The organism is Lysinibacillus sp. NPDC093712 (assembly GCF_050280025.1).
Classification (GTDB): Bacteria; Bacillota; Bacilli; order Bacillales_A; family Planococcaceae; genus Lysinibacillus.
On the sequence record NZ_JBNNUU010000013.1, the window covers coordinates 1 to 12,951 of the forward strand.

Annotated in this window: 19 protein-coding genes; all 19 read right to left on the minus strand. The window is 43.7% G+C overall.

The genetic code is table 11. The features are described from left to right. Positions 1-17: 17 nt before the first annotated feature. The 19 genes from ACQKNX_RS24190 to ACQKNX_RS24280 all read right to left on the minus strand — a co-directional run bounded on the left by ACQKNX_RS24190 (position 18) and on the right by ACQKNX_RS24280 (position 12,917). Positions 18-302, minus strand: coding sequence for a hypothetical protein (locus tag ACQKNX_RS24190; protein WP_427431108.1), 285 nt, complete (start codon positions 300-302; stop codon positions 18-20). 3 nt (positions 303-305) lie between these two features. Next, positions 306-986, minus strand: coding sequence for a hypothetical protein (locus tag ACQKNX_RS24195; protein ID WP_427431109.1), 681 nt, complete (start codon positions 984-986; stop codon positions 306-308). Then, complete coding sequence (locus tag ACQKNX_RS24200) at positions 987-1,271, minus strand: hypothetical protein (protein ID WP_427431110.1); 285 nt, start codon at positions 1,269-1,271, stop codon at positions 987-989. Positions 1,272-1,275: 4 nt separating this feature from the next. Next, the gene (locus ACQKNX_RS24205) at positions 1,276-1,839 is read right to left on the minus strand and encodes a putative phage tail protein (protein WP_427431111.1); all 564 of its coding nucleotides are present in this window, start codon (positions 1,837-1,839) and stop codon (positions 1,276-1,278) included. Continuing rightward, on the minus strand, positions 1,823-2,899 hold the full coding sequence (locus tag ACQKNX_RS24210) for a baseplate J/gp47 family protein (protein ID WP_427431112.1): 1,077 nt from the start codon (positions 2,897-2,899) through the stop codon (positions 1,823-1,825). The genes ACQKNX_RS24205 and ACQKNX_RS24210 overlap by 17 nt, the downstream gene beginning before the upstream one ends. Next, entirely contained in the window at positions 2,899-3,327 is a 429-nt protein-coding gene (locus tag ACQKNX_RS24215) for a DUF2634 domain-containing protein (protein WP_427431113.1), read from the minus strand. The genes ACQKNX_RS24210 and ACQKNX_RS24215 overlap by 1 nt, the downstream gene beginning before the upstream one ends. A 1-nt stretch (position 3,328) precedes the next feature. After that, positions 3,329-3,715, minus strand: a complete 387-nt coding sequence (locus ACQKNX_RS24220; protein WP_427431114.1) for a DUF2577 family protein — start codon at positions 3,713-3,715, stop codon at positions 3,329-3,331. Continuing rightward, entirely contained in the window at positions 3,712-4,752 is a 1,041-nt protein-coding gene (locus ACQKNX_RS24225; protein ID WP_427431115.1) for an XkdQ/YqbQ family protein, read from the minus strand. The genes ACQKNX_RS24220 and ACQKNX_RS24225 overlap by 4 nt, the downstream gene beginning before the upstream one ends. Next, positions 4,749-5,402 (minus strand): LysM peptidoglycan-binding domain-containing protein, encoded by a 654-nt coding sequence (locus tag ACQKNX_RS24230; protein WP_427431116.1) that lies wholly within the window; start codon positions 5,400-5,402, stop codon positions 4,749-4,751. The genes ACQKNX_RS24225 and ACQKNX_RS24230 overlap by 4 nt, the downstream gene beginning before the upstream one ends. Then, positions 5,395-7,608 (minus strand): phage tail protein, encoded by a 2,214-nt coding sequence (locus ACQKNX_RS24235; RefSeq protein WP_427431117.1) that lies wholly within the window; start codon positions 7,606-7,608, stop codon positions 5,395-5,397. Before ACQKNX_RS24235 ends, ACQKNX_RS24230 begins: the two co-directional genes overlap by 8 nt. A gap of 176 nt (positions 7,609-7,784) precedes the next feature. Beyond that, on the minus strand, positions 7,785-8,177 hold the full coding sequence (locus tag ACQKNX_RS24240; protein WP_427431118.1) for a phage tail assembly chaperone: 393 nt from the start codon (positions 8,175-8,177) through the stop codon (positions 7,785-7,787). 80 nt (positions 8,178-8,257) lie between these two features. Further along, complete coding sequence (locus tag ACQKNX_RS24245; RefSeq protein ID WP_427431119.1) at positions 8,258-8,689, minus strand: phage tail tube protein; 432 nt, start codon at positions 8,687-8,689, stop codon at positions 8,258-8,260. A gap of 44 nt (positions 8,690-8,733) precedes the next feature. Beyond that, a complete protein-coding gene (locus tag ACQKNX_RS24250; RefSeq protein WP_427431120.1) occupies positions 8,734-9,813 on the minus strand; it encodes a phage tail sheath subtilisin-like domain-containing protein in 1,080 nt (359 codons plus the stop codon). 2 nt (positions 9,814-9,815) lie between these two features. After that, complete coding sequence (locus ACQKNX_RS24255) at positions 9,816-10,277, minus strand: hypothetical protein (protein ID WP_427431121.1); 462 nt, start codon at positions 10,275-10,277, stop codon at positions 9,816-9,818. Between the two features lie 3 nt (positions 10,278-10,280). After that, complete coding sequence (locus tag ACQKNX_RS24260) at positions 10,281-10,685, minus strand: hypothetical protein (protein WP_427431122.1); 405 nt, start codon at positions 10,683-10,685, stop codon at positions 10,281-10,283. 9 nt (positions 10,686-10,694) lie between these two features. Beyond that, the gene (locus ACQKNX_RS24265) at positions 10,695-11,018 is read right to left on the minus strand and encodes a hypothetical protein (RefSeq protein ID WP_427431123.1); all 324 of its coding nucleotides are present in this window, start codon (positions 11,016-11,018) and stop codon (positions 10,695-10,697) included. Beyond that, on the minus strand, positions 11,018-11,419 hold the full coding sequence (locus ACQKNX_RS24270; protein WP_427431124.1) for a hypothetical protein: 402 nt from the start codon (positions 11,417-11,419) through the stop codon (positions 11,018-11,020). Before ACQKNX_RS24270 ends, ACQKNX_RS24265 begins: the two co-directional genes overlap by 1 nt. A 71-nt stretch (positions 11,420-11,490) precedes the next feature. After that, positions 11,491-11,703, minus strand: a complete 213-nt coding sequence (locus tag ACQKNX_RS24275; RefSeq protein WP_427431125.1) for a hypothetical protein — start codon at positions 11,701-11,703, stop codon at positions 11,491-11,493. Between the two features lie 71 nt (positions 11,704-11,774). Further along, positions 11,775-12,917: an SU10 major capsid protein gene (locus ACQKNX_RS24280; protein WP_427431126.1), complete on the minus strand. Its 1,143-nt coding sequence runs from the start codon at positions 12,915-12,917 to the stop codon at positions 11,775-11,777. Positions 12,918-12,951 lie beyond the last annotated feature (34 nt).

The following is a 12,951-nucleotide window of genomic DNA, read 5'->3' on the forward strand; positions in this document are numbered from 1 at the left end:
ATTCAAATACTGTCATTTTAGTTTCCTCCCAATCCTAGCTCACTACGTGATACCAGGTATTCAGTGTTTAATAATGTTTGAGCCTGCATTTCTTCAAGCGTTGGTTGAGGTTCTACAGGAATAGGTTCTGGAATGTTAGGTGCTGTAAACTCACCTGTTTCGCTGTTGTAATCCCAGCCTTCTTTTACGTCAGGTTTGTTTGTAATATCAACTAAAATAATACTTGGTGCGAACTCTGGTTTTTCATCCACTTCAAAAATCCAATGTGCTTTATCGTATAAGATTTGTGCGTATCTTTTCATTTACTATTCCCACCACTCTATAATAAGAATTCCGTTACCTCCGGCACCACCACTGAATGTTGCAGAACCATTAGATCTATAACCACCTGCTCCACCTTGTCCGATTGTGACGTTGATATTGGTAGATGGAGTAACCGCTACAGATTGTTTATAAACGAATGCTCCTGCTCCACCTCCAGCTCCTGCACATCCGCCTCCACCTGAACACAGAGCTCCTTTACCTGCTGTACTATTCGTATTAGAACCTGCGACACTGCCTTTACCACCGGAGAACCAACCACCGTCCCCTCCGTTACCGCCCAAGGAAGCAGATTGCAAAGGTGCTCCTGAACTTCCTCCGACTCCACCAGAGTTAGCTGCTATATAAGCGCCACCTTGACCATTGGAATAACCACCAGAACCTCCTGCTAAAGAAAGTAATGCGCCGAAACTAGTAGTACCTCCTGAGTTACCGTTAGAATAACCAGCAACAGCGTCGCCACCTCCGCCACCCCCTGCTCCACCTCCAGTTATATAAACTTCAGTAACTCCTGCAGGTACTGTGAAAGTGCCGTTTGATAGGTAAGTTTTAGATTTTAATATTTTCCCTACGTTCTTATTTGCAATTTGATTGCTAACGTTAGCAATAGATGTTTTAATAGCTTCTTGCTGTTCATAACTCGGGAAATTTCCATCGATATTCATCTACATCACCTCTCGAATGCTAAATGTCATACAGCCTAGTGTCGGATTATAACCAAATCCAATCTGATGCAGTTTACCTTCATGCATAAATTGATTGTGTTGAGCCTTACCTTCCAAATGTGCAGTAAGTCGCCCATCCACTTGATCGATTTTCGATAAGTCGATACTACTAACGGCAGTTTTAATCGCACCATCCGTCGCTGTAGCCAGCGCGTTCATATCACGCACAACGTCTGCGGTCATATTTCCGCTAATTGTCGGCAAGTTATAATTAGGAGTCGCCACTCAATCACTCTCCATTCGTTATCAATTCGTTATAGCTAAATGTTGTCGCCACCACGTCGTTATACGTTGCGTATGAGCTTTTAAAAATGCCGTAAGTTACGAATTTAAACTCGTACTCTATCGCTAAATGTGCCGGAATAATCTCGCGTAATATCGCTTGTAAATCACTTAAATTCGAAGGTATGCCATAACTGCTCGTAAATTTAATAACGATGATATATTCGGAAAATCTTTCGGTAACTTCCGTCTCACCACCGTAATATCCGTCTGCTACATTCTTAATGTGTTGCTTTGTAACAACGCCGTATCCACGCAAACGAGCCTTTACGTTACTTCTGCGCTCGCCTAACGTCTTATTAGCATCAGAAGCAATTCCGCAAATACGTTCCCATTCCCACAGTCCCCAAGTCGCTGTACTTACGTTGAATTGCAGTAGCAAGTCGTCAATATTAGCATTAAGGCGAGCAAACTCGGCATCTTCTGCGTTTAATAGTTCGCTAGATTCAAGCAATTCCTCGTAGTATGACGGTACATAATCGAGTAATCTGCGGTCATACGGCATTGACATTCACCGTCCCTAGTACCGCCACTTGCTCGTCAGTAATTTCGATATTTGAAGTACCGCCATTTACGGTTAGATTGGCGTAGTCTACAACGCGAGGAATATCGAGTAAGACTGCAGCAATTCGTGTATAGCGGATTAGATTGTCTTTAAACGCAAGCGAATCTAAATACGCATGAACGCCTTTTTCAATATCCGCCTTTACTTCGTCGATTAACGCGCCACTTGCTAGCGTTAAATCTGCGGTAATATTAATCAGAACTTCTGCAGCGCCATTAACGGTCAATCCATCGCCAGGTCCTACAGGTCTTTCAGCATTAATATGCGCATAGGCTGCGTCAATTACTGGCTGTGAAGGCGCTCGTTTATCATCGCCGAGCAAGACGACTTTCACGGTGCCAGGTCCGTTCCATACTGGGTAAACTCGCGCAGCACCTACTCCGCTAACTTCTCTCGCCCATTGTTCGTAATGATAAACGTTACCACTCGTTGCGGGCTTGCGGACTTTGTCGTACACCCGTTGTAACAATGACTCGTCTGATTCTTCATCTACTCCGTTATTGAATGCTTTTTCATTCGTAGCTGATACAACGCCAGCTAAATCGCCAACTACGGTATTAATTTCGCCAATAGCTACGTTTCCACTGACGCCACCTTCGACTGCCTCAATGGTTACAGCCGCTGTTCCTATCGTTAAAGTTACGTCATTAAGTGTAATAAAGTAAACGCCGTCGTCTGTCCGTACTTGCGTGTCTTTCGGAACTAATTGACCGATTGGTCCGGTTAACTTTACAGGGTCTTTTGCCTTTACCGAAGGCTTACGATCAACCCCGAAGTCTGACGCAGCTAACGTTAGTAAATCTGATGGCATATCCTCGTTGAGAAATGCGTAACCGAGCGTTTGATCGAGTGCTATATATGCTTGCGCGAACTCTTGCGCTGCAGGGTCAGATAAATCGTGAGCTATGTCGCCTTGTCTTTTGCTGACATCATCTCGCATAGCTGTTAAAATACGGGTAAGTATCACTTCTTCTGTTTCGTTTGTAAATCGCGGTGTGATTGCCATTAAATCGCCACCTCCTCCGTTAGTAATTCACCGTCAGTCAATTCGACTGTTACTGAGACATGAATGCCGTCCGAACCATATTGTGATACATCTACGGTAGGTACTGACGCAATTCTGTCGTCATATATAATTGCTTCACGTACAAGTCGCGGGATTTCTACGTTCATTAATTGAGGCGTTAAATTATGTCCGATTAAATCTCGAATTTCCTCGCCATAATAATCGTCGTAGATAAGATAATGATTACGCGCAGTCATTAATGCTTTTCGGATATACTGGCGAATCGCCTCTTTTCCGTCAATGAACGAACCTATGCGGCCGTTTTCTAAGTCGAATTTCCAAGTCATCGATGGCTCCGCGTATATCTCTATTTCTTCGGTTAAAAGCTCGTCGTCGATTACTGCGTAATTAATAGGCGTCAATGCCACGTTAACTCACCGCCTTGTCGAGGACATAAATAAGTTGACCGTCATTAACTACTGCGACAATGACGCGGTCTCCTACTTTTAAATCACATTTAAACGTCAATTCTCCGTCAACGATGTTTAATGACGTTAGCTCACCGCCACCCGAATACGTGTCTTGCACTTGTCCCGTAACTGTTCCGCCCGTAATGCTGATGGTACGAGAATGCTCCGTTAAGTGCTCTGCGACGATAATGCCTTGTTCTGGCGTATCTACCGAATCTCCGTCGACTCGAACCGAGATAGGGGCGACCGATTGAATAGTCGCATTTGTGATTGTCGTCGGTTGCGTCTTATCTCCGTTAAATAGTTGGAGTAAGCGTGCTGCACCCGTTCCTTCTAATTGCGTCATTTCTTCGTTGCCCCTTTCTTAGTCGATTTCTTCGTCTTAGGTTTAGGTCTCGTAATCTCGTCCGAGTTAATTTCGATAGATGGTAAGTCGTATGTCCGAGTTAACTCTAGCGACATAGTGTGCAATCCTGCGCTATATTCGTGATTTATAGAAGTTACGTAATAGCCTCCGTTAGTGGAAGTCATTCCATTAACGATATAAACAGGAGTACCAACGTCTACTTCGGACACTCCAAGAACCTCAACGGATAATTGCTCGGACACAACTGACTGCTCTTTTAATAACGCTTGTGCTCGTTGCTTAACTTGTGCCGGCGTAGCCTTTTCGTCCATTTCTTCGAGCACTTGCAATACTCCGTACTTTTTGCGTTTAGCATCGTCTTTTGCTATAACCGTGGTCTCTTTACCAGACTTTCCGCCGATTACCTTTACTTGCGTTTTTGTATCTTCGATAGAACGCGAATAAGACGCAGAAATTAAATTCTCTCCGTCCTTAAAAAGAAATTTAGTATTCGAAGCGCCCTCAGTAAGTGTTAATTTACCGCCCTTATTACCGATGAAAAATCGTTTGTTTGTCTGTTTACGCGTTATTGTTAACGCTTTTAATATCATATCGTGTAGCGTATTATTACTGAGGCGTAAGTAGGGAATTACGTAACCTGTATCAGCGATGTTGCCCACCCATACTCCGAAATCAGTCGCTAAGATACGAATAATATCGCTTGCTTTCTTATTTACGAATATTCTAGTATCGTTGGACTTCGCAAAGTAGATATTACTATCGTGTGCGGTAACGCTAATCGAGCCATTTGACGATATTTCGTACGCAAAAATAATTCCGACAAATTGTAGCACACTGTCATATCTAAACGAGATTGGATCGCCTTCGTTAATTGTCAGCGATCGTTTTCGTCCATCTTCGGTTGCGACCAACTTTAGAGTGAGAGTACGATTAAATTTCGAAGTATCTCCGCTTAAAGAAACTGATTCGATATTTGTCGAGACATTAACGTTATTTATAATTACGCCAATACTCACGCTATCACCAACTTTTGTCCAGGGTATATTTTGTCTGGATTTTTGCCTATAACGGACTTATTAGCTTCGTAAATTTTGCGCCATTGATTTCCGTCACCGTAGACTGACTTTGCGATTTTAAATAACGAGTCACCTTTCGCAACTGTGTGCGTTTTAGGCTGCGCTTTATCAGTTTTTGGGCGCTGTTCCTGTTTCGGTGTATTTGCTGCGGTAACTAACTGCCTCGCCTTAATTGGACGGTACTCTTTCAACGTAATCGAATAATATACGTCACCTGGTGCGCCAGCTTTTTCGGGTTCGAGTGTAAATTCTTCGACAAATACCGGAATACTAATTGGAGTGCCAACGATAATCAAACGAATATTACGACGATCATCTCGCCAATCTTCGATTTTTTTAACCCATTCCCACGGTAATGGAAAGTTGTCATACTCGCAGTAACTTGCGTTATAATCGCGTGGAAAGAACGAGGAAAATGATACTTGCTTTAATCCTCGCTCTCCGGGAATTGCGACTTCTCCGAGATTTGCGATATTAACGGTATTTAATCCGAAAGGAGACGAATACTCAATCGATTCCGGATTGACCGGCAATCGCATATATACATTGTGACGATCTTTAAGCCAAAACTCTACGTGATTTCTAGCCAACTTGCATCGCCTGCCTTTCGATTAATTTCGCTAGACTATAGGCAATCTTTTCGATGTCCGCATCTTCCCGGACAGTAAAGTTGTTGCCGGTAATTACGACACCACTTGCTGAACTTCCGCCATTGCTTTGCGAATATTCCTTATTCTCTTGCGCGGTAAGCACACGTTCTCCTTTGTGAAGTCGCGCAGAATAGCCGTCATATGGAACGGAATCTAGTCCGCTGTAGTGCGATTTTTTACCGCCTTTGTCTCCGCCTATCATGTTTCCGACGAATGAGACTGTAGAGTTGATGCCTTCCGATAACCAGTCGGGCATCTTAACCGAACTTATAAATCCGACGAAATCCTTAATGTTATCGTAAACAGTCGAAATCCATCCGCTTAAAGACTCGAACCATCCTTGCACACCCGATAACGCTTCTGTAAATATATCCAACGCATTTTTAACGCCAGTTAATATAAACTCAACTAGAGGTCCTAGTGCATTATCCCATAGCCACTTTATGACATTAGTAAGTAACTCGAATCCCTTTGCAAGGGCATTAATAATCGGTTGTGCAATCGTCCATAAAGTTGAGAATAGCTGCGCGACTAACGAAAGGGCCGGCGCAATTACGTTGTTAAACACTAGCACTACGTAATCACCAAGAATTTGAAGAATGTTCCAGAGTCCGCTCAAATACGGCTGGATGACTGACCAAACATTCGAAATTATGCTAGAAATAGTTGTCCATATTTTTGTAAACGCCTCTTTCAGCCGTCCAAATACAGAGGAGAATTGCGTAACTTTTTCTGTAACATACGCTTTTACTTCCTCGAATTTCGCTTTAATATTTCCGGACGAGCCTTCGCCGAAGATTTCGTCAAATACTCCTTTAACTCCGCCTGTTTTAAACGAGGTCATCAAATCGGAGATTTTCGCCTTTATGGCGCCTATTACTGAGTTCACTTTTTTAGCGATATTGGGAGGAAAAATAGCGTCAATTAATCCGCTAGTGCCGCCAGTTTTAAATGCGCCTACTAACGATTTGACTTTCCCGATAATACTGCCGATAACACCTCGGAAAGTTTCGCTATTATCGTAGAGCGCCTTTACTCCGACTGCCGCAGCGGCAATTCCTGCGGCGATCAATCCGACTGGGTTAATAAGGGCTGCGATGACCCCTACGACTGCAAAGGCGCCTAATGCTGCGGTAATAGCTCCGGCTACGTATGCGATAGGCTCTTTCCACTTCCAGATGAATTTACCGAAGGCTATCGCTTTGTCCACGATGCTTGCAAGCTTTTCGTCTAGTTTCGCAGCAATCCCGTCTAAATCTGCGTTATCGAATGCGTCAACGATTTTCCCTAACGTGTCACCTAGTTTTGAATTTCCGAGACTACCTACTTGTCGGAGGAATTTTTCTACACGTTCCCCAATCTGCGACCAATACCCGAGAGTTGTCGAACCCATAGCATCGACTGTCTTTTGCGTGATTCCCATACCATCAAGCAACGAATTAATCTCTGAGAGTTGTTGAGGTATCGCTAGTTTTTTAATACGATTCAATTCCTTTTTATTCAGACCGAAACGTTCGACCATTGAGAGTGAATCCCCTTGCCAAAGCTCCTTCAAAGAGAATGCTGCTCCGTCAGTTCCTTGTGTCGGATCAAGCACCATTAGCTTTTCGATAATTGACCACGCTTTTCCGAGTTCGTCCACGTTTTTAGTCATCGCTACTAAGCCTTTTGAGGACGCTAACATCTCAGTGGAGTTGAGTAACGGACTATCAATCGCCATCTTATCGACTAACTTTAAATATGCGTCGGATTTATCGTCGTCATTAAATATCGCCTTTACTGCGACTTCCGACTGTTGATACCTCGCAGCAGCGCCGATAGTGGCGTCGAACGCTTTAGCAGCGCCTTGAGCAGTTAAGTAAGCGCCGGCTAATCCAATAAGCGTACTTTGCATGCCTCCTAACGATGCGCTAAGTCCACTAGAGCTAACATGTAACCGACTAACTCTCGCAGTAAATCCGCCCATCCGATTTGAAGTCGTTGAAACAGCGTTGCCTAGTCGATTTGTTGCTGTTTGTGCTGCTGTCATGTTTTGACTAGTTGCTCGGCTTGTTTGATTCATGCGATTCATCACTTGCGCTATCTGCCGAAGTCTTGAAGTGCCTTGATCGCGAACACGAAATATCGCTGTTAAATTTACTGCCAACTATTTTCCTCCTTTCTGACGCTCTCTTTCAGCCTTTTCTTCTTCTTCAATAACAACTATTTCTGACGCATAGATGAAGTTTTTATGTCGCCTATCTAGCGTGTAAATCTCATGGGGGAATTTGTGTTTGTCTTGCCATATGCGGTGCAGCAAGTATGCCTCGCCGCCCGCCTTTATTAGTTTTTTACTTCTTCGAGTTCTTCCTCGTCATTAAAGCCGGATAACAGTAAAATCTCATTCTGCAACGTAGAAATCTCGCCTGCCAACAGCGCTTTTTGTACGCATCCTCCTTCGTCAGTTGCGCCGAAATGTTTAAGTAAGTCAGCATTAGCAAAGTTCGGCTCAACTACTGCTTTTACGATAAGTAAGCGTGCTACTTCTTCTTCGTTAACTTTTAACTCCGTTTTCTTACCGTTCTTAACTGGGTATGTCGCTTGATCTCGAATTTTATCGATGTCCTCTCCAGTAAGCGCCTTAATGGTAAAATCCGTACCTAAACGTTTGATTTTTACTTTCTCAGTGATTTCAGATGCTGGCTTTGCGCCTAATAATGCTTGTAATGCGTCCATATATAAAACCTCCGTTGAGTTAGTTTTCGAATTTAAAAAGACGCTAAGAGCCGAAACTCTTGCGTCATGATTGCGTCATACTATATTTTGATTTCCTCGAACCCTTCGCAAACGAACTGCAATTCTTGTTCAAGAGGACTTCCATGTTCAAAATTAATTACCGGGATATTCGTAAATTGAACACCTTTAACCCGAATCTTTTCGCTAGCTAAGTCCTTCGCTTCGGGATCTTCTACTGAAACAATCAATTCCGTAAAATAAGCGCCTTTCGTATCATCCGATATTTGGCGTATCTTTTTCGTGAAATTGTTATTCATGTGATACGATTTGATTGTTCCACTATAAGAAACGCTCATAGCTTTGTGTCCTACAGTTCGCGTTCCAGAACGCTTAATTTCTTCGTAGTTAACTTCCCCGGAAATCTCAACGCCGTACACGTTTGTAACCCATTCGCCGTCTACTATCAATTTACCGTAGGAACCGCTGGCTACCGTTGTCGAGTTCATTGCCATACATTATTACCTCCTGCGTCATATTTGCGTTAAAAAGACAACTACTATACAGTAATCGTCAAGAAAATACGTTCCATACTATCTACTTCCGTATAAGCAACCGCTAAGAATACTTTGTCACCTTCGGACTTATATCGAGGGTCAAGCGTAACTACCGGATTCATTAGAACATTGTCCGTTTCCATTAGCTCAAGATACCCTTTGATAGCGCCGATTAATGAAGCCTGCCCATTCGGATTATTGTCAACTTTGCCGATATAAGAGTCGCGAGCAGTCGCTGGAATGTCCGAGGCCACCGCTTGTTTAGCGCGAGTTGTACGGATTTTACCTCGTTCACCTGCGTTTGAGTCCGTTGTAACCCCTTGCTCAATTCGGACTTTATTTCCGTCTTTAATGATTACAAGTGATCCGCTAATTAACGCCGTGTTTACTTGCGAGTTTTTAAGTCGTAAAGTAACGTTAGCAACTGGCATTTCCGTATAAGTTATTGACTTATTAATCGGAGTTCCGGCGATAAGTCCAGCGATGAAAGGCGTATACTCTGCCGATTGGACTTCTGTGCCGTCCGCTAAGACTACTCCAGTTACGAGATTGACGATATAAGGATCTTTTAAAAGTACTGAGCGTGCGTTACCCGCTGTAATATCAGCGTCACTTGCAGCATCTCCTCCTGCTACGTAAATAAAGTGCTTACCTTCTTCACGACAACTCTCTACCCAGGCTTTAGTCGCTGTTTGCTCCGAGGCGTCAATCGTAGTTGGATATACAAAGACGTTGAAGTCTTGAACCGAAAACGCGTCGCGTAGATTAGCGTATTGCTGCGTTGCTGTACCTTCGCCTACTGCCGGCACTGCGTAAACTAGCGCTTCTTTTGCACCACCTTGTAAAATTCGAGTAATCGGCGTCGCATTTGCGTTACCAACCAGTTCGACACCCTCTGAAACGGTTTCAATCGTGTAGAACTTGCCAGACTCCGCTGTTCCACCAGTGTACGTAAATATCGGAACTGCTACTGTCCCTCGAGTACCTCCCGCAATGGATGCGATAGCCGCGTCGCGGAAGTTAATGAAAAGTCCCGGACGTACCGGTAAGGAAGTAGCCTCCCACGTTCCCCCATTCGCCATAATTAAATTCCTCCTTTGTTAATAGCTGCATGAATTTCTTGCATTTTTTCGTAATGTGGTTGCGTATAAGCTTCAAGCAACGAAACGCTAAGTACACCAACAACCGCATAAACTCCGTCTGTGTCCGTCTTAAAGGGCGCAGACATAGAAAAAGACTCAAACGTCATAAAATCGTTAGAGTCTCGAATTTGTACTTTTTTCGTTAAGTAATCGCTTAGTTTCGAACGAATTACTTTCGTTTTATTTAAACAATCTATCTCGTTATTGCCGAAATAGATGACTTGATATGGTCGATTAATTTCGTAAGCTGCTTGCGTAAAATCCTCGTCACTATCGCCTTGCCATCGAATACCAATCGTATTGGCGACGTAAACCTTCGGTAGGTCTTGTTTATAGAAGCGAGTGACACCTACGGTCGCCAGTAAATCGCCAATTGTATTAATTTCTCCGATTATGTCCGCCATAGATTACCACCCCGCCCTCCTAAGTTCCGATCCGACTTCCTCTTCAATCCATCTCGCCCATTTTTCTTGATTTTGTTGCGCTGGTCTATCGAGGAATTTCTTCTCACCGTTTACGTTTGCGCCTCCTGCATCTTCTTCGTGAATATAAAAAGCGTAGTTAAATCGCCTTGATCCACGCGTCGCATTTGCAGAAATTTCAACGCCTGGTCCCGAACCTTCCGTGAATACTTCCGCAGTTATTTGTTGACGTAAATTGCTCGTATCAATTGGCGCAGCATCAACCGATTCAGCTTTCCAATCGTTCTTAACGTCTGTGAGTCCGTTTCGCAATCCTCGTGCCGTTGCGTCAACTGACCGCGCCATTGCTTGCGACATTATGTCAGAATTAAAATAAATTTCACCGGCCATTTCGTCACCTCACAAAAAAACGGATGTCAACGTTGCTTTACCGTTAATCATCCGTGTGTATTTAATCGAGATAGGCTTGCGCTCGATTGTGTGGCCAAGTTCGTTTGTATACGAGAACATGTCGTCATATCCAACGTCGGGCATTTTATCGAACATTAATTTAAGCGATGCTGTAACTTCTTCGCCTAGCTGATTCGTGACAACCTCGAAGCGTTCCGTAGCTCTAACGGCATATTCTACTGGCTCTGCGTAATCATCAGTCGCCCAACCATCGTTACTGTCTGCGATGTATTTACGTACTGTAACCTCCTGCTTTAATGGAATAATCGCCATTACAACGTCACCCACTTTATGCGTCCGTTATTACTATCCACATCCGGATTAGCTTCTGCGATTAAATCCCGAGTATCATCCGTAATTAAGTCGTCGAGTTCCTTCTTCGCCCAATCCTTAAACGTAAATGAAATTCCATCTACGCTAAATCCGGCAACCCCTCGCTGTGCCATAACTGTCGTATCGTTGAAATTAGCGTTAAGCACGCACGCAAATAAGTACGTAGCCTCAATCGGTATTACGTAGCCTTTAAAAGCCCGTCGTAAAGTGCGCTGTGAGACGTTTAAGAAGCGTACCTGTGCGATTGTGTCAGACGCTAGAAAGTCCTCGTTATCGACAGCGTTATAAAGGCAGTACGAAGTAGCTTCCGTTAGATTCCATTCGCCTACTATTACCGGCAATTCTTCCGGGTTGCTTGGCGCTATAGGATCGCCCCACTCGTCATATTGCGTCATCTAAATTCACCTCCGTTTTATTTAGCGGAGGCGGTACGTTTAGCTGGCGCCTTAGATGCGGGCTTTGCCTCCGTTGTTTCTGCTTTATCGATGCGTTTTGCATCTGTGATTGCGTCTAACACTGCAATTTCGTCAACATCTTCCGTTGTGTAAGTGCCGTTATTAAATCGTTTTAATTCGCCGTTGACGTAAAATCCTAACGATTTATATCGTGATTCGTATTTTGCCATTGTTGAGCTCCTTTCATATTAATTAGCGTTAATAGTGCGGTAAAGGCGGTGCAAGACCGCCACTTACGCTACTATTTTTTAAGCCCTTTAATACGAGCATGCGCTTTTTCTTCGTGGAACTCTAGCGTATATTCGCCTACGATAGCACCAGTGTAATTATCGCCAGTTTTACCTAGATACTCATGTGTAAATTGACGAGTCTGTAACGGGCGAATTTTAATGCGGTCAATGTCCACGATGAAAATTTCGTCGGCTTCTAAATTCGGGTTTACTACGATTTCAGATTCGCCGAAGTCGCCAACAAAGTAATCGACTACTTGACCACGGCCGTTGTCTTGACGTGTTAAGTTGATTTTGTCAGCATCCATACGTGAGATAGCACGTTTTTGCTTCGGAGAAACGATAATTTTATAGCCAGCACCAACGTTTTGTCCCGTAGCCTCTGCGATTGTTTGGAACGCGTCGTTAAGTTTCTCCGTATCAATCGCTGCACCGCCGCCAAGTAATACGTTCGTTTTGACGAATTGACGAATGCCGCCCATTTGACGAACTAGTCCGTTTTCAGACGTATATTTAACGCCGGAAATTACTGCCTTTTCAAGTTGTAGCGCTAACTCTTTCTCTTTCTTCGCCTTTTCGTATGCATATAGGTCGTCAATGCCGTGTTGAGAAACTGCTGCAGCCGTACCTGTAATTGTGATGGATCCGTCGAAGATTTGAGTTACGTTCGTATGTCGTGAACGCTTCTTAAAGCGAGCCTTACGCGCGTCTGCGCCCTCAACGCCTTCTACGAATTGGAACTCAACTTTGTCGCCGACAGCAACTGCTGCTTTCGTTGTGCCTGCGTACCCTCGCGTTACCGTTAAGTCGTTATCTACAACTGCAGTTACTAACATTAATTCCTCGCCGACTTTAATTACAGTTTTAGCTTCGAAAATAGAACCGTCAGCAACCGTTAAAGAAGTAGCTGAATCAGTCGCAATTGCAGACGCAGTTGTTTTCGTTGCATAAGTTTCATCCTCATACCATACGATTTCATCTTGCGTAGTTGCTTCACCATAACCTACTAAGTCGAGCATCGGCGCTTCTTGTGGCGATAACAATAACGTATTCTCGGTTACGTCCTCACGCTTACCTACGATTAACGTAGAGTCGATGCCTGCGAAAAATTGAATGTCTAATAGTAAAAATGCTTTAAATTCGTTAGTTTTCATAAAGGTAAAACCTCCGTGTATTTGTTTTGTTGTG

Coding starts and splice junctions, on each gene's coding strand:
- ACQKNX_RS24190 (WP_427431108.1), bottom strand. CDS start 302: ATGAAAAGATACGCACAAATCTTATACGATAAAGCACATTGGATTTTT.
- ACQKNX_RS24195 (WP_427431109.1), bottom strand. CDS start 986: ATGAATATCGATGGAAATTTCCCGAGTTATGAACAGCAAGAAGCTATT.
- ACQKNX_RS24205 (WP_427431111.1), bottom strand. CDS start 1,839: ATGTCAATGCCGTATGACCGCAGATTACTCGATTATGTACCGTCATAC.
- ACQKNX_RS24210 (WP_427431112.1), bottom strand. CDS start 2,899: ATGGCAATCACACCGCGATTTACAAACGAAACAGAAGAAGTGATACTT.
- ACQKNX_RS24220 (WP_427431114.1), bottom strand. CDS start 3,715: ATGACGCAATTAGAAGGAACGGGTGCAGCACGCTTACTCCAACTATTT.
- ACQKNX_RS24240 (WP_427431118.1), bottom strand. CDS start 8,177: ATGGACGCATTACAAGCATTATTAGGCGCAAAGCCAGCATCTGAAATC.
- ACQKNX_RS24245 (WP_427431119.1), bottom strand. CDS start 8,689: ATGGCAATGAACTCGACAACGGTAGCCAGCGGTTCCTACGGTAAATTG.
- ACQKNX_RS24250 (WP_427431120.1), bottom strand. CDS start 9,813: ATGGCGAATGGGGGAACGTGGGAGGCTACTTCCTTACCGGTACGTCCG.
- ACQKNX_RS24255 (WP_427431121.1), bottom strand. CDS start 10,277: ATGGCGGACATAATCGGAGAAATTAATACAATTGGCGATTTACTGGCG.
- ACQKNX_RS24260 (WP_427431122.1), bottom strand. CDS start 10,685: ATGGCCGGTGAAATTTATTTTAATTCTGACATAATGTCGCAAGCAATG.
- ACQKNX_RS24265 (WP_427431123.1), bottom strand. CDS start 11,018: ATGGCGATTATTCCATTAAAGCAGGAGGTTACAGTACGTAAATACATC.
- ACQKNX_RS24275 (WP_427431125.1), bottom strand. CDS start 11,703: ATGGCAAAATACGAATCACGATATAAATCGTTAGGATTTTACGTCAAC.
- ACQKNX_RS24280 (WP_427431126.1), bottom strand. CDS start 12,917: ATGAAAACTAACGAATTTAAAGCATTTTTACTATTAGACATTCAATTT.